Raw genomic sequence first — 21,303 nt, forward strand, 5'->3', positions numbered from 1 at the left:
ATAATTAAAAAGTCGTATTAAAAAACAAGACACAGAAATATGCTGTGTCTTGTTTTTTTTATATTTTCAAATACTGATCCAAGTGTAACTGTTGCATATGTTTCGTATGTATCACAACATCAAATGCACTCCCTAATCCTCCGCTCAAAATCATAGAACGAACTGCACGATTTTGTTTTTGAGTTTCAGAAAAAGGATTTCGATCTTGGTGACCCGTAAGCTGATCTAATATTCCTGCTGCTAACAAAAACTCAGATTGCTTCTTATGCCATACTATATTCATGCCTTGCAGGCTAAACATCTCTTTCAGTTCGTCCCAATGAATATGAGTAGTAAGATCCATTTCACCTGGATGCTCTAAAGGATTACGGATTAACTTATGCTCGTAATATCCTCGTAAACTTCCTTCTTGATGTGCAGGATGCATCCATTCTTCTTTTGTGTATCCATAATCAACGGTAATACATACACCTCGTTGAAACCATTTCGCAATTTCTACTATATATTCTTCCATCGCAAGTGGCACTTCAAAACGCTGACCTTCAGCAAGATGAATATTATATTTCAATAAGTATCGACCAATATTTTTCTGTAGCGGTCTACATACTTCTGCGAGTTTCCCTTCCTCTGTGTACGTAACGCGTACTTCATACAATATTCCATTTCTCTTCTCAATTACTTCAACAGGAAATGCATCAAATAACTCATTCGAAAAAAGAATCCCTTCGAATGATTCTCCCATTTCACTATGCGACGTATAATACGACACATTAGAAAACGAACAAAGATTTTTCTGCTGTAAGTTTCTATGAAAAGGGCTCATTTCAATCATTGAATAGTTTAAATCAATAAAGGTTTTTGGAGATACTTGCTTCCACTCTTGTAAAACATCATAGGCAAACCTTCCTGTTCCCCCACCAATCTCACAAATATTCGGAGCAACTTCACCATTTTCAACAAGACGAATAAAAAACTTAGCAAATGTTTTTGCAAAAACAGAGGATACGTTGCTACTTGTAAAAAAATCCCCTTGTCTTCCAATTTTTTCACGTTCCTTCATATAATAGCCATGTCCCTCTGTGTACAATACGAGGTTCATATACGTACTATATGAAATTGAATAATCCTTCTCTTTCTCCATCCATTCTTTTAAAATGAGCTCCATCTCCATACTAGCTCCTTACTGTAAAAATGGATTATTTTCTTTTTCAAAACCAATGCTTGTTTCTGGACCATGTCCACATAGCACCGCTGTTTCATCTGGTAATACAAATAATTTTTCTTCAATACTTCCAATCAATTCAGCAAAACTTCCACCGGGTAAATCTGTTCTTCCGATGCTCATTTGGAACAATACATCACCAGAAAATACAGCATTCGCCTCTTTACAATAATAAGAAATACTGCCTGGAGAATGTCCTGGCGTCTCAAAAATCTCAAAATTAAATGAACCAATTGCTAATGCACCTTCTGCATTAATAATATGATCTGCTGGTTTTGCTGTAATACTGCGATTCATCATAAAAATTTGAGAGCCATTTACAGTTGCATCGCCTAACCAATCTGCTTCTTCTTTATGTACGTACACAGGAATATGAAAAGCGTCTCTTACCGCGTCAACAGCACCAATATGATCAAAATGAGCATGTGTTAATAAAACAGCAAGTGGCTTTAATTGTTCTTCTTGTAAATATGTAACGAGCTTCTCTCCTTCGTGACCAGGATCAAAGATAATACACTCATTTTGATCATTCGTTAAAATATAAGCATTCGTTTGTAATGGGCCTAACGGCATTTGTATCCATTTCATATGAAAATCTCCTCCAATTATTAAACTTACTTTCAATGATACAACATTTTTTTCTCTTAGGAAAAGAAAGGATGCTATCTCGACAATCATTTTTAAAACATGTACAATATAAAAGAGTTAATATTCTAAAAACTCATATTGAGGAATGGGTAGACAGAGGAGGATATTGTATGGGCCTTGTTATTATTTTTGCGCTAGTCACTCTGTTAGCTGTATTCGCTACGCTTAGAACTCTTCGCGAAAAAAACTTATTCGCGGGCGGCTTTGCAATTGCAACTGTACTCGTTTTCGGATGGTTTACGATCATGACTGTTCTATATAACGGGTACCCACCAGCAGCTTAATTCATTTACATGTTATTCTTCATCAAGATTTCACACAAAAAGAGGAAGGGTTTCCCCTTCCTCTTTTCATATTTCACAACTTATACCATCTTCGCTTCGTATTTGTGCTTTTTTACAAGCCAAGCTCCTCCGATAACACCTGCATCATTACCAAGTATTGCAATCGCTAACTTTGTGCTCTTTACAGCACGTGAGAAAGCATATTGCTCGAAATAACGTTGAATTGGGTCTAATAGTGCATCTCCAGCTTTAGACACGCCCCCGCCAATAACAATTTTCTCTGGGTTCAACGTACTAGCAAGGTTCGCTACAGCTAACCCTAAATAAGAAGCTACTTTTTCTACTACTTCGCCTGCTAGCTCGTCACCTTGTCCAAGTGCTTCAAACACATCTTTTGATGTAATACGCCCTTCTTCTGCTAACATAGAACGTAGAACACTCTCTTTATTAGTCTCTTGTATTTTTTGCATAGCAACACGCACAATACCCGTTGCAGATGCTACAGTTTCTAAGCAACCAGACTTCCCGCAATTACATGGGAAAGCATTCTCTGTAACTACTGTAATATGTCCAATCTCACCAGCAGCTCCGCTTACGCCGTGTACAATCTCACCATTGGCGATTACACCACCACCAACACCAGTGCCAAGTGTCATACAGATTAAATCTTTTGCTCCTTCACCAGCACCTTTCCACATTTCACCAAGCGCCGCTAAGTTTGCATCATTATCAATAACAACAGGTAATCCTGTTTCTACTTCTAATAAATCTTTTAACGGATAGTTTTTCCATCCTAAATTGACCGCTTCATAAATCATTCCAGACGCCACGTGTACAGGACCAGGAGCTCCCATACCAATACCGATTAACTTGCTTTTCAATTCACCTAACTCTTCTAACTTTTTATCAATAGCTTTCGCTACATCAAGCGTAATATGTTTTCCTTGCTCATTTGTATTCGTAGGGATTTCCCACTTATGTAAAATTTCACCGTACATATTAATAAATGCTAATTTAATTGTTGTACCACCAAGGTCAACCCCAACTAACCATTTCTCTTCCATGTTGCTTACCTACCTTTATCTAATTCTTATTTAGCTCTTTTTGAATTTCTTGCTTCAATAAAAATAAAGCTGTTTGATAGTCTTGTGGATCGATTAACCGTGATTGATTTAATTCACGCAATTCATCTTGCATTAATTGTAAATCTGCAATTCGATCACCCGTATAAATAATCGTACCAAATTTCTTTAGCAATTGCTGAATATCATAAATAGATACCATTTTATCACCCTCTATGCTCACTTACTATAAAAAATTATAATAAGAAAACGTTCACATATTTTATTATAATCAAGAAGAAAAAGTCTCGTCAATTTTTATTTGTCTATACAAGCCCATTTTTAACCATTGTTCCTTTTTCTGTAATAATTTTTTCTACGTTTTTATCAAACGGCTCTACTGGAATATGTTCTACTATTTGAAAACTATAAGCTAATGATAGCGTTTTCCCTTTATAATGCAAGAGATAACGATCATAATACCCACCGCCATATCCAATCCGTTCTCCTCGCTCTGTATAAGCTACACCTGGCACGATTTGAAGATCAATGTCATCTGCATTCACTTCTTCCGTACGCGCTGGAATTGGTTCACGTAAATTCATATACACTATTTCTAATTGATCAAAATTACTAATTTGCCGGAAAGACATTGTTCGTGTTTCTTTATTACACTTTGGAACAACAACTTTCTTTCCTTCTTCCCAAGCTTTTTCGATAATAGCATATGTATTCACTTCATTTTCCATTGAGAGAGTGATTCCAACTGTTTTAGCTTCAACCCACTCTTTTTGCGCATACAACGAAAATGCAATTTGCTCTGATAAAGTTGTATACCGTTCTTCTGATAAAGAATTCATGTGCTCTATTATTTGTTTACGTAAACGTACTTTCTCTTCTCTCACACACTTTCCCCCTCACAGTGATACTTTTCTCTACGATGATAGTGTATCACTTTTAACAGAGGAATCGAATAAAAAAAGAAACAGTAGGAAAATATTCCTACTGCTTACTTTGTTTCACGGTGTAACGTAGACTTCTTGTCACGCTTGCAATACTTTTTAAGCTCGATACGCTCAGCGTTGTTACGTTTGTTTTTCTTTGAGATATAGTTACGATCTCCGCATTCTGTACATGCTAGAGTAATATTCACACGCATTCTTATTCCCTCCAGTACTAATAACTTAAATCAGACTATACTATAATACCACTTTTAAAATAAAAATTCTACACCTTTTGATATTGTCTAATTTTTTCTATAAGATTTTTCATGTTTTCCCTTGCTATTACTGGGTTTCTGGCATGCGAATACACTAAAAATTTCGGTTGTTTTGTGTCAGAAACGATATAAGACCACTCTTTTTCGGTATATCTGAACTGTACTCCTTCAAATATACCTTCTTCCTTTCTTTCCATATCAGCCAATAATTTCCTCATTACTTTTCCTTTTTCATTCCATGAACATACAACTTCATCACAAAGTAGATAAAGCGGCGGTGATTGCTCTACTATGCTGAGAAATGTTTTCCCCTGCAATGCTATTAACTCGAATAATTTTCCAATTCGATATAAAATATCTCGCTTCCATCTCGCTTGAAACGACTTTTTTTCATCCTGCGTATAAAATAGAAGGTAACATTCGCCTAATTTCAAAGACATCGGGTAAATATTTCCTGCTGATTCAAGTAATAAATCTGGAATATCTACCTCTTCAAAATCTGTTCCTTGGTAAATATTACTATGATTATCATATAACTCGAAATAATTTCCTTGCTCTGAAAACATAAGTGCCATATTTGCTTTGCTTGATTTCATCAAAGCTTTCACATGATCCTTTTGTTCGCCCGCATAAATCCATGTAACTGTGCATCCGAGCCTTTGTAAAAAGAGCATCAATAAATGTTGTAACATATCATTCCTCTTATTAATAAGAAGATGAAACTTTTGTTTTTGTATTTTCTCAATATCAACGCGCTCTAATACAGCCTCTATATAATCATGTAAAGAAACGTGGACTAGCTTATTCCGCCCCATTTCTTTCTCACATACGTAATAAAACGACTCAGACATATATACTTGTTCTATCGCTTTTTGCTGCTTATACGTTAATTGTACCCCCTCCTTACCATATAACTTTATAACAACCTCTTTTTCGTTTTCCACTTGAATGAAAACCCCACCTGCACATTGTAAATCCTGAATGCTATACTGAAAAAGTGACTCGTTTATTTCTTTGCATTCCATCGTATGAATCCCGATACCATGAATCGCATGAAGAAAGAGATTTTTATAAGAAGTCGTTTCTATATGTTCTTGACTCCCAATTAATATACTTTCTCCTTTGGCAAAAAGAGATCCATACGCCATCGCAACCTTCACAATAAATTGAGGAGTGATTTCAACATTACCTCTTCCTACAATGCGGCTTTTTTGCAACCATCCTGCACTCTTTTCACTTTCTTGAACACCAGCCGATCCTACTACTGAATAGCTGTCAATCGCCTTATATGGCCATAGTTTTCCCTTTTGCTTAATTACCGTACTTTTCCCTATATGACAATGATCCGCTACAATGCTTTTTTGAAACAGTGTAACGTCATCTTCCACCATTGTATGCTCTCCTATGGTCGTTTCTAATAGCTCGCAATACTGACCAATGTGCGCATTTGCAAAAACAATACTTTTTTGAAGATGAGAATAACTTGAAACAACACTATTTTTCCCGATAATAGAGTATGGCTCAATTACAGCTCCAACACCAATCTTTGCTCCTTCTCCAATAAAAGAAGGACCGTGAATTTTCGTTCCTTTTCCAATCGTCACACCTTCCCCCATCCATACCATCGGCAATACTTCCGTGTAAGGAATAGGTACTTGCAATTTTTTCGTTAACAAATCAAATTGTGCTTGTCGATATTGATCAAATGTACCGATATCTAACCAATAACCTTCTGACAAATATGCAAATAACGCGTTCTTATTTGCCAAGAGCGGAAACACATCTTGACTGAAATCAAAAAACTCTCGGGGCGGTATGTAAGAAAAAATTTCTGGCTCCATAATATATATACCTGTATTCACAATATTAGAGACTACTTCATTCCAGCTCGGTTTTTCTATATATCGTGTAACCTCTTGTTCTTTGTTCATTACAACTAAACCGAATGAGAGTGGGTTTTCTACTTCCTTTACAAACATAGTTACCATTCTTTTCTTTTGTTCATGAAACGTAATTCCTTCTGATAATTGAAAATCAGTTAACGCATCCCCGCTTATCACAACAAACGTTTCATCTAAAAATGTTTCCGCTTGTTTAATACTCCCTGCGGTTCCAAGCGGGGGAGAATCTTCAAAGTAGTACAAGTTAACTCCCCATTTGCTACCGTCTCCAAAATATTGCTTAATGGCCGTACTCATATACTGAACAGTAATTGCAATTTCACGAATCCCATGCTGACGTAATAATTCAATATTGTATTCCAAAACTGGCTTTTCTAATAACGGTAACATCGGCTTTGGAGTATTACATGTTAATGGTCTAAGGCGTCGTCCTTTTCCTCCAGCTAAAATAACCCCCTTCATATACTTCAGCCTCCACTTATATAATGATCAGTAACTTCATATACGATATGTATATTATCTACCCCGCATTAACTAGCAGTATAAAATGAAACTTTAATTAGTAGGGATTTTGTGCATCTCCCACTGATTATTAGCCCTGGCCACTCGGGCTTTTACAGGCGGTAAAACTGTCTATATACATGTACCTTTTCAACACCACAAAAGAAAGCGCTTACCATTAACTTAGTAAAATATCCCTTAATAAGTGAAAAACATATATGTCCTATTTTTTCCATTATATTATGATACATCTTATCATCATAAACTAAAGGAAACAACGAGCTTTTTTTGTCATGTTTTGACTAAAAAAAGCAGGTGATGTTTCACCTGCCTTTTTCTTTATTCATTTAATAAGTAATGCTTTCCTTTTACTAAATAAAAAACATTTTCAGCAATATTTGTAATATGATCTGCTACACGCTCGATATATCTCGCCACAAAGGATAATTGTGTAATTTGTGTAATTGCTTCTGGTTGTTCTGGAACTGAAGATATAAATTCACGAATCGCTTTCCCATATATTTCATCAACTGAATCATCCATTTCGGCAATTTGTTTCGCAAAAGTTAAATTTTCTTGCTCATATGCTTCTAGCGCTAACTGTAGCATCTTATTTGCAATTGCAAACATTTCATCAAGATTGTGCAAACTCACAACCACCTCTTTTTCCCCAAGACGAATTGTTGATTTCGCAATATTAACAGCATGATCTGCAATACGCTCTAAATCTGTCGCTGTTTTAATTGAAATGAAAATCCTTCTTAAATCACTTGCTACAGGTTGCTGCTTCGTAATAAGCATAAGCGCAAGATCATTTATTTCCTCTTCTAAATTATCCATACGATAATCACCATCTATTACCTCTAACGCTTTCTCTACATCCCTTTTATGAAGACCTTCCATAGCAAGCAATAATGCTTCCCTCGCTAGCTCTCCAAGCTCAATCACCTTTAGCTGTAACATTTTTAAATCACATTGAAACTGTTCTCTTACCATTGTTTCTTCCCCCTCAATATTATGTGCCATTATATATAGATCTCCTACCTAGCCTACTTGTAATAAGCCTTAAGATAGGAGAAGTATTACTTCTCTAATTAAATGAGGTAAAAATAAGAAATACCCTCTGTTAAGAGGGTATTTGCTCTTAGCCTTGCAACGATATCAACCGAATCGGCCTGTAATATAGTCTTCTGTACGCTTATCTGAAGGTGTCGTAAATAATTTATTTGTATCTGTATATTCCACAACTTCTCCACTTAAGAAGAAAGCAGTTTTGTCTGAAATACGTGCTGCTTGTTGCATGTTATGCGTTACGATCACAATACTAAAGTCTTTCTTTAACTCTTGAATTAATTCTTCTACTTTTAATGTTGAAATTGGATCTAGTGCCGATGTTGGCTCATCCATTAAAATAACGTCTGGTTCAATTGCTAAACAACGTGCGATACATAGACGCTGTTGCTGTCCACCAGATAAACCGTATGCATTATCATGCAAACGATCTTTTAACTCATCCCAAATCGCTGCTCCACGTAAACTTTTTTCAACAATTTCATCCAATGTTTTTTTATCACGAATACCATGAATTTTCGGGCCATATGCTACATTTTCATAAATAGATTTCGGAAATGGGTTTGGCTTTTGGAACACCATTCCCACATGAGTTCTTAATTCTTCAACTGGGTATGATTTTTCAAATATATTGCGCTCTCTGTATTCAATTACACCTGTAGTTCGCACGATTGGTACTAACTCTACCATACGATTTAATGTTTTTAAGTACGTTGATTTACCACAACCACTTGGCCCGATAATTGCTGTAACTTCATTCTCATGAATGCTTAAGTTAATATCTTTTAAAGCATGGTCTTCTCCGTACCATAAATTTAAGTTTTTCGTATCAAATACTACTTTCTTTAGTGCAGTCTCGATTTTCTCCTCGTTTTTCACCTGTACATTTACTACTGTTGCTACCATTTGAATTCCCCTTTCATCCATTTCCAACTTATTTTCGATTTCGTAACCATAGGACAAATATATTGATAAAGAGTAATAAACCTAACAAAACAATCATCCCAGCAGCTGCTACGTACTGAAATTCTTCTTGCGGTCTACTCATCCAATTAAAAATTTGAATTGGTAAAACTGTAAATCTATCAAACATACTAAATGGAACATAATTTGCAAATGCAAGTGCCCCGATAACTAATAGCGGTGCCGCTTCTCCGATCGCCCTTGATATCGCTAACGTACAACCCGTTATAATTCCTGGGAAAGCAGATGGCAATACAATTTGATACATCGTTTGCCACTTCGTAGCACCTAATCCGTAAGAGGCTTCTAATAATGAACTTGATACAGATCGTATCGCTTCTTGACTCGCTACAACAACTGTCGGTAAAACGAGTAAACTCATCGTCAGTGCCGCCGCAATAATACTCTCACCTAAATGAAGAGCATATACAAAAATAGTTAAGCCGAGTAATCCAAATACAACGGAAGGTACTCCTGCTAACGTTTGATTATTAATTTCTATTACCTTTTTAAATATAGATTCCTTCGCATATTGCTCTAAATAAAGAGCAGTTCCGACTCCAAATATAAAGGAGACCGGTATAACAATACTCATAAATAATATTGTTCCTGACAAAGCTGCAGCAATCCCAGCTTCTTTCGGATTACGCGAAGCGAAGTTTGTAAAGAAATCTAACGAAAGGTAACTTATACCTTTTTCAAAAATTTGAAAAAGTAAAATAAGCAGTATTACTATTGAAAACAAAATTGCTATATAAAATAACAATTTGTAAACTCGGTCTTTTAAAAAGCGTGATGCCATATTTTCTTGTATTTTTTTATGATTCAACATTCGCATATTATGTCACCCTCCTAAAGCGGCGCATAATAGAGTGTGAAATGATGTTCATTATAAGAGTAAAAAAGAATAACGTTGCGCCTACAGCGTACATGCTGTAATACGTAATTGTTCCATGCGGAGCATCACCTAAGCTCACTTGCACAATATAGGCTGTTAGCGTTTGAATAGAGTGTGTCGGATCGAGCGATACATTCGGTGTAGATCCCGCTGCAATTACAACGATCATCGTTTCACCAATTGCTCTGGAAGCAGCTAATATGATCGCTGCCATAATCCCTGTAAAAGCCGAAGGAAACACGACTTGTTTTACCATCTCAAACCGAGTTGCTCCAAGTGCTAACGAAGCTTCTTTCGTCCCTTTCGCTAAAGCTCTCATCGCGTCTTCAGATAGAGACGCAATTGTAGGTATCATCATAAAACCAATAACAATACCTGGACTGATCGCATTAAAAAACTGTAAATCTGGTATAATCCGTTGTAAAAGCGGTGTGACAACTGTTAATGCAAAAAAACCATATACAATTGTCGGAATACCTGCTAATAGTTCTAACATCGGTTTTAACACTTTCCTTGCACCGTTTGAAGCATATTCGCTTAAAAATACGGCACACGCTAAACCGATAGGAATTGCTACGAACATGGCAATTGCTGTTACAAGGAACGTTCCACATATAAGTGGTAATATACCGAATTTAGGATCTTCAAAAAAAGGTAACCATTCTTTTCCCGTCAAAAAGGAGAGTAATGGTATTTTTTGAAAAAACATCAATGTTTCATTTGCCAATGTAAAAATAATTCCAAGTGTCGTTACAATAGACACGCTAGCAATTATTTTTAGTAATAATGGAACGATTCGATTGATTCGCTGCGTTTTTTTTCTTTGTTTTGTATTTCTTTCAATCAAATGTTGTACAGAAAATGTAATTTGACTTTTGTCATTATGAGCCAAAGATGAAAACCCCTTTCCACCCTGACATTACCTTTTTATTTCTGTTAACATCCGCAGCTGTTCATTGTATTTTTCTTTTGGTAATTTTACATATCCAACCTCTTCAGCAAGATTACCTACATGCTGAATCATAAACTCAATATAATTTGCTACATTCATTTTATTTCGGATAGATGCATCATTTACATAAGCAAATAACGGCCTAGATAATGGCTTATACTTACCTGATTGAATGGTATCTTTTGTCGGAAGTACACCATTCACTTTTATTGCTCTCACCTTATCTCGATTGGCCATATAATAAGCATATCCTACAAAAGCAATGGCATTTTTATCATTCATTACCCCTTGCATAATAACTTGATCATCTTCAGACAAAGAGACTTTTTTTACAATGCGACTATTTTGTAAGATGACATTTTGAAAATAATCATACGTACCAGAGTCTACACCTGGCGCATAAAACTTCACCTGTTCACGTGGCCATGATGAATGAATTTGTGACCATCGCTTTTCGCTTCCATCTTCACTCCATAATAGACGTAACTCGTCTACCGTCATATTGTCTACCCAAGTATTTTGGCGACTCACAACGATCGTAAGGCCATCGTAAGCGACTTCAAACGGTGTAAACTGAATGGAGTTTTTTTTCATCTCATTTTCTTCCACTTGTTTCATTGCTCTCGAAGCATTATTTATATCTACTTCTCCTTTACTGAAACGATTAAATCCTCCTCCTGTTCCAGAAACACTGATGGAAATTTTCACGTTTGGATGCACCTTTGTATATTCCTCCGCTACCGCTTCTATAATAGGAAAAACTGTTGAGGATCCATCAACTCTCACTTCTCCCATTTCATTCACAGCAAATGCAGTAGACGTGCCAACATAAAAGAAACATGTCGACAATATGAAAACTTTAATCGATGCACTTATCCATTTCACGTGTTCTTCCTCCTAGAAGTAACCGGAAATAACAGGATTACAGATATAAGAATACTGCTAAACTATTAATTCGGTTTTAATTGTTTGTAAAAGTTTTGTAAAGTTCCACAAGAATCAACATTAGGTGAAATTCTAATCCGTAGCCATTGTTCATCTTCACTGATGATTGGTCCATAAAACCGTTATCCTCCAGAAAGATGCATAAGTATCATTTATGAGGCCCCTTAATTTTCCGCTATGATACGCTTGTCCATTTTATTAAAACGTATGCATGAACCATAAAAAAAAGCACACTATCTTTTCAGATAGTGTGCTTTTTTTACAACTTTTTTATTCATCATCTTGCTCTTTATTTTTCTTATCTATTTCATCTTTTGTAGCTTCGCCATTTTCTACCTTTTTCAAATCAAAGTACGCGTCCATAATGTCACGGCTAATATATCCATTAATACCTGATTTATCATCTACCCAAGGTACAACAACAGAAAATGCTACTTCAGGGTCTTCAAATGGCGCATAACCTACTAACGTTAAGTTATATGTCTCTTTGCGCTCACCTTTTGCATTTCTACCAATCTCTTTATCTCCGCCATACACAGTTTGAGCTGTACCTGTTTTACCAGCAGCTGTATATTTTGCAGTCGAAAAATAGCTTAAAGCCGTACCACCCGGACTGTTAAACACTTGCTTAAATCCTTCCTGAACACGTTTAATTTGTGATTCAGGCATATCTACACGGTTTAGTACTTTCGGTTCCATTGAATGAACCACTTTTCCAACTTCATCTGGTTTCACTGCCGGTTGACGAATTTCTTTTACAACTTGCGGCTGCATACGGTAACCACCATTTGCAATTGTTGAAACATATTGTGCTAATTGAAGTGGTGTATACGTATCATACTGTCCAATTGATAAATCCAATAAGAAACCTGGCATATGATCTGTTCTACCTCTTTGTCCAGCCGTTTCATTCGGTAAATCAATGCCAGTTTTTACACCAAGTCCAAATTGACCGAAATAGTAACGCATCGTATCATATGATTTTTGTTTTATATCTAACGTACCGCCTCGTACATAGGGAACACCAGCAATATTCATCGCTGTTTTAAACATATAAACGTTTGAAGACATTTTTAACGCTGTAAGGTCATTAATATATCCCATCGTCTTCCAAGACGATTTTTTTAGCGGTCCTTTTAATACAATTGGTTCATCAAGTTGAACCGAACCTGGTTGAATAGCGCCTGTTTGATATCCAGTAAGTATTGTCGCGCCTTTTACAGTCGATCCCATTGGATAAGAGCTTGTCATCGTTCCTAATGCGAAATCTTGTACTTTCGTTTCACCATTTTCATTCACTAACTGTTTCCCTGCCATAGATAAAACTTCACCATTTTTCGGATTCATCATTACAACGAATGCACGATCTAAAAGTGGTTGCCCACCTTTATATTTCAATAAACTTTTAGTGATAATTTCTTCTACACGCTTTTGTAATTCCATATCAATTGTTAAATTCAGATCATTACCACTTTGCCCTTTTGATACATTAATCGTTTCTAAAATATTACCATTTTTATCTGTAATATTTTTCACTTCCGCTTTCGTACCGTGCAAACTATCTTCATATTGCTGTTCAAGATAACTTTTTCCTACTCGTTCATTTCGATTATAATCACGAACAAGATAGTAATCTAGTCTTTCTCTCGGTAAACCTTCATCAGACGTTGACACCCCACCAAGTACACTTCGGAATAAATCACCATCATATGCATATTTTCGTTCCCAATCGACACTCGTATCTACTCCTGGCAATTCCGCTAATGTTTCACTAATAATCGCATATTCTTTTTCTGTGGCATCCTTCTTAATGACTTGTGGTGTCATTGCATATCCGCCGTCCATTTTGCTTTTAATTGCTAGTATTTCTAAATCTTTTGCAGATAATTGATTCACTTCTTCTTCTGTCACGCGGTTTCGTTGACGCTCATCTAATTCTTTATCGTCAATTTTTTTATCTTTTAACTCTTGACGATCTTTATTCGTAATTTTTTCTTTCGCTTCCTCTTTATGCATAGCAAGCCAATAATCTTTTTTATCACGATCTGTTAATTTATCTGTCGGTACTTCAATCAAATCTGCTAGCTTTTTCGCTGTTTCTAAGCGAGCCTCTGCAGTTGATCCTTTCATTTTTGTAAATGTAATCGTACGTACAGCTGCATTATCTACTACAGCTCGCCCATAACGGTCAAATATTTTCCCACGTGGTACAGGATTACTTATCGTCGAGTTCTCTTTCCTCTCCACTTCATTCTTATATTCCTCACCGCGAACAATTTGTACATATCCTAGCCTTACAATAACCGCGGAGAACATTAAAAACACGCAGAAAAACAGCACGTTTAACCGAAAAGGAACGTGAGTCTTTTTCTTTTGTTGTTTCTGCTTCTTGCTCATACAAACCCCCTCTACCAACAGCTATGTAATGTGAAAGGGACACCTTCATACAGGTGTCCTCACTGCTGTCTTACATCTTTTTCTATTCTAGCATAAAACAACCGAGAAGTTAACCTTCTGGTTCTGTTTGATTCTGCGCATTTGCTTGCGTTACAACACTTGTTTTACTTGCATTTCCCTCATCATATTTGACATTTTTAACTGCAAAATAAATAAGAAAATGTCCTGCACCTAAAATACATAATAAGTAAGGTAAACTTTTTTCGGGCGGAAAGAATAGTACAGCGCATAAAAAACTTAAAATCGAGCAAATTCTTCCTGCATTTAACCATAATTCTCGGACAACTACATACTCTACACGCCACTCTCTCGCATTTTTCGCTCTGCCAATTACATCATATGTCATGGACCCGTACGGAACAAGCAAAATAGGGTATGCAACTGCAATACACGCTGCATAAATAAGTAATTTTGCGTATGTAACGTTGAATATAACTAAAAATACGACAGCATATAAAATAATGCCTCCAAGTAAAATTGCTTTTTTCCGCCACTCTTTCTTTAACATACGAGTGACTAAGTAGTAACATACAAATGATACAGCAGAATTTACTAAGCTATATTTTCCTAAGGCGAGTTCGCTATCCGTCGCTAAATACACGTACACGGAAATCACAAAAATAAACGTTCCCTCTCTCAACCCTTGGAAAAAATGAGCACGTGTAATTCTTCCCCAATTTTTATCAATCTGCCGCTCTTTCAATACTTGTACAATTTCATACCGTCCTTCACATTCTCTCTTAGATACAAAAAAGCTTAAAATAACAGCAATTGCAAATAACACTAACGAAAGAAAGAATATGACCGTATAGCCACTCCATTTTTCCATACGTGAAATTGTGTATCCAGCTGCTATCGGTCCAATCATGCCAGAGAAGGATGTAAGAAGTCCAAGAAACCCATTAAAGAAATCTCTTGTTTCTGGTTCTGTAATCTCAAATGTTAATAAGTTAAACGCGAGCCAGTAAAAACCATATCCGACTCCTAAAAGAGCCCCCATTAATAAAATATAGTGAGAAGCGCTTTTTCCCGCTACTAAAACAACGATAAAAAAAATAGCTAACGTGCCTACGCCTATTCGTAACAAGATTGAGCGATCAATACGCTTCGCTAATTTCCCACCTATAAGAAATGTGAGAGGCTGCAATACAACGCTGGCCAAATTATACAAGCCAAGATTCACATAATTTTGTGTCTGTTTCCATAAATAAATGTTAACAAACGTATTCGATAAAGAAATTGCGAGCGTGTATAAACCTCCAATAAGGAGCAACAACACTAAATCCCGATTCACTTCAACGTCACCAATTATATGTTTCCACTTCATACACAACTCTCCTTTACTTCATGTTCTAGTCTTCCAAAGACAAGCCCAATTATGTAAAAGGAAAGCATAGAAAAAAGCTAGGAGTATTCTCCTAGCTTTTTCTATCGTTATTACAATTATTTTGCTTCTTGGTAACGTTTTTCAGCAGCGTTCCAATCTACAACGTTCCAGAATGCACCGATGTAGTCAGGACGACGGTTTTGGTAATTTAAGTAGTAAGCATGTTCCCAAACATCTAAACCTACAACTGGAGTTTTACCTTCAGTTAGAGGAGAATCTTGGTTTGGCGTGCTTGTTACTTCTAACTCACCATTGTTTACTACTAACCAAGCCCAACCAGAACCGAAACGAGTTGCGCCAGCTTTTGCGAATTCTTCTTTGAATGCATCGAAGCTACCGAATTTCGCTTCAATTGCAGTTGCAAGTTCGCCTACTGGTTGTCCGCCGCCGTTTGGAGATAAGATTGTCCAGAAGAATGTATGGTTAGCATGTCCGCCACCATTGTTACGTACTGCTGTACGGATTGCTTCTGGTACTTCGTTTAAGTTTGCAACTAATTCTTCTACGCTTTTGTCAGCTAATTCTGCATGACCTTCTAAAGCAGCGTTTAAGTTTGTAATGTAAGTGTTATGATGTTTTGTATGATGGATGTTCATTGTTTCTTTGTCAAAGTGAGGCTCTAAAGCATCATACGCATAAGGTAAATTTGGTAATTCGTGTTTTGCCATTGTTATATTCCTCCCAGTTTATGTATTGCCACTTAAGTGACATACAACTTCATTCTACCCTAATTGCCATAGGGTGCAAACAAATAAATCACATTGTCTTGCTATCATTAACGTAGCAAAAATCCCACTTCTTTTCAATTAAAATGCTCATATATTCCGTAAAAAAAGCTCCCTTCTACAAGGAAGCTTCCCACTGACATAATAAACATGCGAAATGGATATGGACCCTGTAGGACTCGAACCTACGACCGGACGGTTATGAGCCGTCTGCTCTAACCAGCTGAGCTAAGGGTCCACAATTGTGTGTGTAACAACATATCAAATAAAGGAATTCCTATCGGATATATCCTTTAAGAAATGTAAGATAAATTTACCATATGGCAAAGAAAAGTGTCAATTGTATTTTTCTCATATAAAAGAAGAAAATTAATAAAAAGAAATTTAGTTATCTCCACTATATGTAAATATAATATATCTTGAGATTCTCTAGATTCCTACGTTACAATGATTTTATACATACATAAAGGAAGTGAATCTATGTCCATATTTACCCAATTAGCAAAAAGCGTATATTCGCCTAAAGATATGGCGCTATTCCGTTTTCAAAAAATCGGAAAAACCATTTTGTATATTATGCTACTTTGTCTAATCACTACTATTCCAAGAACATTCTTTTACGGCAGCTTTATCCAAGATAGTGTCAGCATGGTAAATCAAGCGATTGAAAAAGATTTACCTGATTTTAAAATCGAAAACGGTGAACTAAAAGCAGCTATTGAACAACCTATTCAAAAGGAAGAAGGAGATGCTCTTTTCGTATTTGATCCCAATACAACAGATATAGAAACATATAAAAACAAAACTGGTTTATTTATTTTAAAAGATAAAGTAGTTTCTATAGGAAATGGTCAAACACAAACATACTCCTATAATGATTTATTAGGGACATCTCTTGAGAAGAAAGATTTACAAGATTTCATTTCTGTATTCGATAGTATTTATCCAATTTTACTAGCCGTTATCGGCGTGTTAGTATACCTATTCCAATTGTTTATTACTTTCTTAGGAATTACTTTACTTGCGTTTATAGGTTCTGCTATGAGTGGTCAACGTAAATTATCTTATAAGCAAGTATGGACGTTAACTGCATACAGCTACACAATCCCAACAATCTTCTTTATGATTATGGATCTATTCAAAATCGTTGTACCTGGTTCAACATTTATTTATATCGCAGTTGTTTTAATTGTTCTTTACTTAACGATTAAAGAAGTTCCAAAACCGAAAGAAAAATAAAAACGAAAAAATGCCTAAATAGGCATTTTTTTTTTGGACAAGCATATATTCCTAGCAAAGGAGTGAAGAATATGAAAAGATTAGGTATATTCTTATTCGTGCTTGTTCTTGGTTATATATTTTATTACGATATAAAAATCGGCACTTTACCGATGTTAAGTTCATATAAAAAAACAACCGCGGCCCAAACGATAAAGCAAGAAAATACAGATACAAAACAAAATAAAGAGAACAAAGCAGAAAAAGAAACAGATGTAACTTATAAAACAATTGAAGTCAAGACAGGTGAGACAGTTCTTTCTATTACCGAACAAATTAATAAGAAAAAAATCCCTTCCATTGAAAAGGTAATTGATGACTTTAAACAACTAAACAAAAGTACATCTGCTACAAAAATACAAATTGGAAAGTCTTATAAATTCCCGTTATATCAATGAGCAATCACTTAATCCTTGTCAATTACATAAAGGCGCTGATACAATAGTAAAAGTGAAACCGAGCACTTCGGTTTCTATAGCCCTGTATCACGTATACTTTCATTGATATGAGGGACTAAATAAGAAACTTCTTTTATAAGGAGAGCGATCTATTCGTGAATGAAATGACTCATCGTACAAAAACACGTCCAGTTAAAGTCGGTAATTTAACAATTGGCGGTAATAATGAATTAATTATACAAAGTATGACAACAACAAAAACACATGATGTTGAAGCAACAGTTGCTGAAATTAAACGTTTAGAAGAAGCTGGCTGTCAAGTTGTCCGTGTTGCTGTTCCAGACGAACGCGCAGCAAATGCTATTGCTGATATTAAAAAACAAATCAACATTCCACTTGTTGCTGATATTCATTTTGATTATCGTCTTGCTTTAAAAGCAATTGAAGGCGGCATTGATAAAGTACGTATCAATCCAGGTAACATTGGTCGTCGCCATAAAGTAGAAGCTGTTGTAAATGCGGCAAAAGAACGCGGTATTCCAATTCGTATCGGTGTAAACGCAGGTTCATTAGAACGTCACATTTTAGAAAAGTACGGATACCCAACTGCAGATGGTATGGTTGAGAGTGCCCTACATCATATTAAAATTTTAGAGGACTTAGATTTCCACGATATTATCGTATCTATGAAAGCCTCTGATGTTAACTTAGCAATTGAAGCATACGAAAAAGCTGCTCGTGCTTTTGATTACCCATTACATTTAGGTATTACAGAATCCGGAACATTATTTGCCGGAACTGTAAAAAGTGCCGCTGGTCTTGGCGCAATCTTAAATAAAGGCATCGGAAATACACTACGTATTTCATTAAGTGCTGACCCAGTTGAAGAAGTAAAAGTTGCGCGTGAACTATTAAAGTCATTCGGTCTTGCATCTAATGCAGCAACACTTATTTCTTGTCCAACTTGTGGTCGTATTGAAATTGATTTAATTAGCATCGCTAACGAGGTGGAAGAATACATCTCTACACTAAAAGTACCAATTAAAGTTGCAGTACTTGGTTGCGCTGTAAACGGTCCTGGTGAAGCTCGTGAAGCTGATATCGGTATTGCCGGTGCACGTGGAGAAGGATTATTATTCCGTAAAGGGCAAGTTGTTCGTAAAGTACCAGAAGAAATAATGGTAGAAGAACTGAAAAAAGAAATCGATGTAATTGCTGCTGAAATGGCTGCTGAACGAGAAAAAGAAAAAGAAAAAGAAAAAGAAACACAAGAACAATAAAAAGAAGGTTGCCACAATATTTGTGGGCAACCTTCTTTTTTACGTAAAAAAGCTCGTCAGTTATGTAACCGACGAGTTCTTATTTTGCACATTTTGGACAACGGCCGTATATTTCAAACTTATGCCCGGTTACTTCATAACCGTTAAAATCTTTATTCATAAAATCCATCGGGCAGGAAGTAATCTCTTTCGTCCCCCCGCAATCTAAACAAATAAAATGATGATGATGTTCCATAATAGAACATGTAAAACGAAAATGTTTTTCACCATTTAATTCCGTTTGTTCTAAAACACCGATTTCAGCAAACACCGTTAAGTTACGATAAATCGTATCAAAGCTAAGACCTGGATAATCATCCTTCATATGCTCTAAAACGTCTTTCGCCGTTAAATAACGATTGTGAGCTGCAAATAACCTGAGCATTTCTTCCCTTTTCCCAGTATGTTTGTATCCTTTATCTTTCATTAGGCGTAAAGCTTCTGTTAGATTCATATCTATCCCTACTTTATGCAGTTTTTTTCTTTTTCCATAAAATCGCACCAATTAAAATAAGAACTGCTATCATAACAATTGTACCACCTGGTGCTAGATCAAGTTGATATGAAGCAAACATTCCACCAATTACTGCAATTTCACCAAATAAAATGGAAAAGAAAATTGTTTGTTTAAATCCATTTGCAATACGAATACTTGCTGCAACTGGTAACGTCATTAATGATGATACGAGAAGAACCCCTACTACACGCATTGATACTGCAATAACAAGAGCAACCAATATAATGAAAATAAAGTGAATCCACTTTGCACTCAAACCGGTTGATACAGCATATTCCTCATCAAACGATAGTAAAAATAACTCTTTGTATAATAAAGTAATCGTTACAATAACAACAATTGCTACAATGCCGATGATTATTAAATCCGTACTTGTTACAGCACTTACACTCCCAAATAAATAACTAAATAAATCAGTGTTAAATCCATTTGCAAGTGATATAAAAATAACCCCAATCCCCATTCCTGCTGAAAGAATAATCGGAATTGCTAATTCTTGATAATGTTTATATACAGTACGTAATTTTTCAATTAGTAACGCCCCACCAATAGAAAAAATCATTCCCATATATAACGGATTTAAAAATCCTCCTGTGAAAATTGTTTTTTCTAGTAGTAAACTTGCAGCAATACCCGATAATGTCACGTGACTTAAAGCATCCGCAATAAGCGACATTCGGCGAATGACAACAAATACACCGATAAGTGGCGCAACAAGTCCTATTAAAATCCCTGCATATAAAGAGTTCCGTAAAAAGTCATATTGTAAAAAATCTTGTATCATTATATCCTCCCGTGATGCTCATGCTCGTGTTCTAAACGATGAACATGATGTCCATATAAGACGGACATTTCTGCATCTTCTAACTCTCGGAACTTCTCTACATTTCCATGGAAATGTAGATGTTGGTTTAAGCATGCAACATGTGTTACCTTCTCAGTAACAGCTCCCATATCATGAGTAACGAGAATTAATGTGATTCCTAACCTTTTGTTTAAATCCTCTAATATCTCATAAAAACTTTCTACATTCTTCACATCGATTCCAACAGTAGGCTCGTCCAAAATAAGTAATTCAGGATCACTAACGAGCGCACGAGCAATAAATACACGCTGTTGTTGTCCACCAGAAAGTTCTCCGATATTGCGCCCTTGAAACGCACTCATCCCTACATCAGCAATCGCTTTTTCTACCTTTTCCTTATCGTTTTTCGTGAAAAAGCGAAACAGCCCTTTTTTCGAAACGAGTCCCATTGATACAACTTCAAAAACAGTGGCCGGAAAACCAGAATTAAAGCTATTTGCCTTTTGCGACACATAACCAACTTTGTTCCATTCTTTAAACTTCTTACTGTCAACACCAAACAAACGAATACTTCCCTGTTTTGGCTTTAAAACGCCTAATAAACATTTTAGCAAAGTTGATTTCCCAGAACCATTTGGCCCAACTAAACCTAAAAAAGCTCCCTTCGGAACTTGCAAATTAATATCTTCTAACACATTTCGATCTTCATATCGAAATGACAATCCTTCTATTTCTAATATATTATTCATAGC

Annotated in this window: 22 protein-coding genes and 1 tRNA gene; 4 read left to right on the forward strand and 19 right to left on the reverse strand. The window is 35.9% G+C overall.

All coding sequences use genetic code 11. The features are described from left to right. Positions 1 to 58: 58 nt before the first annotated feature. Entirely contained in the window at positions 59 to 1,171 is a 1,113-nt protein-coding gene (locus DN389_RS16755) for a class I SAM-dependent methyltransferase (RefSeq protein ID WP_088123403.1), read from the reverse strand. A gap of 9 nt (positions 1,172 to 1,180) precedes the next feature. Beyond that, positions 1,181 to 1,810: an MBL fold metallo-hydrolase gene (locus DN389_RS16760; RefSeq protein ID WP_000871245.1), complete on the reverse strand. Its 630-nt coding sequence runs from the start codon at positions 1,808 to 1,810 to the stop codon at positions 1,181 to 1,183. 170 nt (positions 1,811 to 1,980) lie between these two features. Here DN389_RS16760 and DN389_RS16765 point away from each other — a divergent pair, with 170 nt between their 5' ends. Then, positions 1,981 to 2,154, forward strand: coding sequence for a DUF2759 domain-containing protein (locus DN389_RS16765; RefSeq protein ID WP_000524847.1), 174 nt, complete (start codon positions 1,981 to 1,983; stop codon positions 2,152 to 2,154). A gap of 80 nt (positions 2,155 to 2,234) precedes the next feature. Here the strand turns inward: DN389_RS16765 and glcK are convergent, their stop codons facing one another. The 14 genes from glcK to DN389_RS16835 form a co-directional block, all read right to left on the reverse strand. Beyond that, positions 2,235 to 3,218 carry a glucokinase gene (gene glcK, locus DN389_RS16770; RefSeq protein ID WP_149237377.1) on the reverse strand — a complete coding sequence of 328 codons (984 nt, stop codon included), beginning with the start codon at positions 3,216 to 3,218 and terminating at the stop codon, positions 2,235 to 2,237. 19 nt (positions 3,219 to 3,237) lie between these two features. Beyond that, a complete protein-coding gene (locus tag DN389_RS16775) occupies positions 3,238 to 3,438 on the reverse strand; it encodes a YqgQ family protein (RefSeq protein ID WP_149237379.1) in 201 nt (66 codons plus the stop codon). Positions 3,439 to 3,541: 103 nt separating this feature from the next. Beyond that, a complete protein-coding gene (locus tag DN389_RS16780; protein WP_088123404.1) occupies positions 3,542 to 4,120 on the reverse strand; it encodes a 5-formyltetrahydrofolate cyclo-ligase in 579 nt (192 codons plus the stop codon). A 104-nt stretch (positions 4,121 to 4,224) separates the two neighbouring features. Further along, the gene (gene rpmG / locus DN389_RS16785) at positions 4,225 to 4,374 is read right to left on the reverse strand and encodes a 50S ribosomal protein L33 (protein WP_001265616.1); all 150 of its coding nucleotides are present in this window, start codon (positions 4,372 to 4,374) and stop codon (positions 4,225 to 4,227) included. Positions 4,375 to 4,442: 68 nt separating this feature from the next. Then, positions 4,443 to 6,797, reverse strand: coding sequence for a sugar phosphate nucleotidyltransferase (locus tag DN389_RS16790; RefSeq protein ID WP_088608151.1), 2,355 nt, complete (start codon positions 6,795 to 6,797; stop codon positions 4,443 to 4,445). Between the two features lie 378 nt (positions 6,798 to 7,175). After that, the gene (phoU, locus tag DN389_RS16795) at positions 7,176 to 7,832 is read right to left on the reverse strand and encodes a phosphate signaling complex protein PhoU (protein ID WP_088082409.1); all 657 of its coding nucleotides are present in this window, start codon (positions 7,830 to 7,832) and stop codon (positions 7,176 to 7,178) included. Between the two features lie 165 nt (positions 7,833 to 7,997). Next, the gene (pstB, locus tag DN389_RS16800) at positions 7,998 to 8,813 is read right to left on the reverse strand and encodes a phosphate ABC transporter ATP-binding protein (protein WP_088123406.1); all 816 of its coding nucleotides are present in this window, start codon (positions 8,811 to 8,813) and stop codon (positions 7,998 to 8,000) included. 28 nt (positions 8,814 to 8,841) lie between these two features. Then, entirely contained in the window at positions 8,842 to 9,708 is an 867-nt protein-coding gene (gene pstA, locus DN389_RS16805) for a phosphate ABC transporter permease PstA (protein WP_060488268.1), read from the reverse strand. 1 nt (position 9,709) lies between these two features. Next, positions 9,710 to 10,660, reverse strand: a complete 951-nt coding sequence (gene pstC, locus DN389_RS16810) for a phosphate ABC transporter permease subunit PstC (protein WP_098189906.1) — start codon at positions 10,658 to 10,660, stop codon at positions 9,710 to 9,712. Positions 10,661 to 10,687: 27 nt separating this feature from the next. Beyond that, entirely contained in the window at positions 10,688 to 11,605 is a 918-nt protein-coding gene (gene phoX / locus DN389_RS16815; RefSeq protein WP_000871256.1) for a phosphate ABC transporter substrate-binding protein PhoX, read from the reverse strand. A gap of 330 nt (positions 11,606 to 11,935) precedes the next feature. Further along, positions 11,936 to 14,062, reverse strand: coding sequence for a peptidoglycan D,D-transpeptidase FtsI family protein (locus DN389_RS16820; protein ID WP_149237381.1), 2,127 nt, complete (start codon positions 14,060 to 14,062; stop codon positions 11,936 to 11,938). A 109-nt stretch (positions 14,063 to 14,171) separates the two neighbouring features. After that, entirely contained in the window at positions 14,172 to 15,449 is a 1,278-nt protein-coding gene (locus DN389_RS16825; RefSeq protein ID WP_000871369.1) for an MFS transporter, read from the reverse strand. A 116-nt stretch (positions 15,450 to 15,565) separates the two neighbouring features. After that, complete coding sequence (gene sodA, locus DN389_RS16830) at positions 15,566 to 16,177, reverse strand: superoxide dismutase [Mn] (RefSeq protein ID WP_001052034.1); 612 nt, start codon at positions 16,175 to 16,177, stop codon at positions 15,566 to 15,568. Between the two features lie 221 nt (positions 16,178 to 16,398). After that, a tRNA-Ile gene (locus DN389_RS16835) sits at positions 16,399 to 16,472 on the reverse strand. 242 nt (positions 16,473 to 16,714) lie between these two features. On the opposite strand from DN389_RS16835, the gene DN389_RS16840 reads away from it, so the two are divergent. The 3 genes from DN389_RS16840 (at position 16,715) to ispG (ending at position 19,190) form a co-directional block, all read left to right on the forward strand. After that, positions 16,715 to 17,473, forward strand: a complete 759-nt coding sequence (locus tag DN389_RS16840; protein ID WP_088123410.1) for a DUF1189 domain-containing protein — start codon at positions 16,715 to 16,717, stop codon at positions 17,471 to 17,473. Between the two features lie 71 nt (positions 17,474 to 17,544). Further along, complete coding sequence (gene yqfZ, locus DN389_RS16845) at positions 17,545 to 17,910, forward strand: protein YqfZ (RefSeq protein ID WP_000825418.1); 366 nt, start codon at positions 17,545 to 17,547, stop codon at positions 17,908 to 17,910. 164 nt (positions 17,911 to 18,074) lie between these two features. Beyond that, complete coding sequence (gene ispG, locus DN389_RS16850) at positions 18,075 to 19,190, forward strand: flavodoxin-dependent (E)-4-hydroxy-3-methylbut-2-enyl-diphosphate synthase (protein WP_131934101.1); 1,116 nt, start codon at positions 18,075 to 18,077, stop codon at positions 19,188 to 19,190. 79 nt (positions 19,191 to 19,269) lie between these two features. On the opposite strand, the gene DN389_RS16855 is transcribed toward ispG, so the two are convergent. From DN389_RS16855 to DN389_RS16865, 3 genes are read right to left on the reverse strand one after another with little or no spacing between them, the layout of a single operon-like run. Next, positions 19,270 to 19,683 carry a Fur family transcriptional regulator gene (locus DN389_RS16855; RefSeq protein WP_001054512.1) on the reverse strand — a complete coding sequence of 138 codons (414 nt, stop codon included), beginning with the start codon at positions 19,681 to 19,683 and terminating at the stop codon, positions 19,270 to 19,272. 13 nt (positions 19,684 to 19,696) lie between these two features. Next, a complete protein-coding gene (locus DN389_RS16860) occupies positions 19,697 to 20,530 on the reverse strand; it encodes a metal ABC transporter permease (RefSeq protein ID WP_000613823.1) in 834 nt (277 codons plus the stop codon). Beyond that, positions 20,530 to 21,300, reverse strand: a complete 771-nt coding sequence (locus tag DN389_RS16865; RefSeq protein WP_001059648.1) for a metal ABC transporter ATP-binding protein — start codon at positions 21,298 to 21,300, stop codon at positions 20,530 to 20,532. The genes DN389_RS16860 and DN389_RS16865 overlap by 1 nt, the downstream gene beginning before the upstream one ends. Positions 21,301 to 21,303 lie beyond the last annotated feature (3 nt).

The organism is Bacillus sp. AY3-1 (assembly GCF_008368785.1).
GTDB lineage: Bacteria > Bacillota > Bacilli > Bacillales > Bacillaceae_G > Bacillus_A > Bacillus_A wiedmannii.

Bases quoted from the DNA above. Each gene is read 5' to 3' on its own strand.
- DN389_RS16755 (WP_088123403.1), bottom strand. From the start codon at position 1,171: ATGGAGATGGAGCTCATTTTAAAAGAATGGATGGAGAAAGAGAAGGAT.
- DN389_RS16760 (WP_000871245.1), bottom strand. From the start codon at position 1,810: ATGAAATGGATACAAATGCCGTTAGGCCCATTACAAACGAATGCTTAT.
- DN389_RS16765 (WP_000524847.1), top strand. From the start codon at position 1,981: ATGGGCCTTGTTATTATTTTTGCGCTAGTCACTCTGTTAGCTGTATTC.
- glcK (WP_149237377.1), bottom strand. From the start codon at position 3,218: ATGGAAGAGAAATGGTTAGTTGGGGTTGACCTTGGTGGTACAACAATT.
- DN389_RS16775 (WP_149237379.1), bottom strand. From the start codon at position 3,438: ATGGTATCTATTTATGATATTCAGCAATTGCTAAAGAAATTTGGTACG.
- rpmG (WP_001265616.1), bottom strand. From the start codon at position 4,374: ATGCGTGTGAATATTACTCTAGCATGTACAGAATGCGGAGATCGTAAC.
- DN389_RS16790 (WP_088608151.1), bottom strand. From the start codon at position 6,797: ATGAAGGGGGTTATTTTAGCTGGAGGAAAAGGACGACGCCTTAGACCA.
- phoU (WP_088082409.1), bottom strand. From the start codon at position 7,832: ATGGTAAGAGAACAGTTTCAATGTGATTTAAAAATGTTACAGCTAAAG.
- pstB (WP_088123406.1), bottom strand. From the start codon at position 8,813: ATGGTAGCAACAGTAGTAAATGTACAGGTGAAAAACGAGGAGAAAATC.
- pstA (WP_060488268.1), bottom strand. From the start codon at position 9,708: ATGCGAATGTTGAATCATAAAAAAATACAAGAAAATATGGCATCACGC.
- DN389_RS16820 (WP_149237381.1), bottom strand. From the start codon at position 14,062: ATGAGCAAGAAGCAGAAACAACAAAAGAAAAAGACTCACGTTCCTTTT.
- DN389_RS16825 (WP_000871369.1), bottom strand. From the start codon at position 15,449: ATGAAGTGGAAACATATAATTGGTGACGTTGAAGTGAATCGGGATTTA.
- sodA (WP_001052034.1), bottom strand. From the start codon at position 16,177: ATGGCAAAACACGAATTACCAAATTTACCTTATGCGTATGATGCTTTA.
- DN389_RS16840 (WP_088123410.1), top strand. From the start codon at position 16,715: ATGTCCATATTTACCCAATTAGCAAAAAGCGTATATTCGCCTAAAGAT.
- yqfZ (WP_000825418.1), top strand. From the start codon at position 17,545: ATGAAAAGATTAGGTATATTCTTATTCGTGCTTGTTCTTGGTTATATA.
- ispG (WP_131934101.1), top strand. From the start codon at position 18,075: ATGACTCATCGTACAAAAACACGTCCAGTTAAAGTCGGTAATTTAACA.
- DN389_RS16855 (WP_001054512.1), bottom strand. From the start codon at position 19,683: ATGAATCTAACAGAAGCTTTACGCCTAATGAAAGATAAAGGATACAAA.
- DN389_RS16860 (WP_000613823.1), bottom strand. From the start codon at position 20,530: ATGATACAAGATTTTTTACAATATGACTTTTTACGGAACTCTTTATAT.
- DN389_RS16865 (WP_001059648.1), bottom strand. From the start codon at position 21,300: ATGAATAATATATTAGAAATAGAAGGATTGTCATTTCGATATGAAGAT.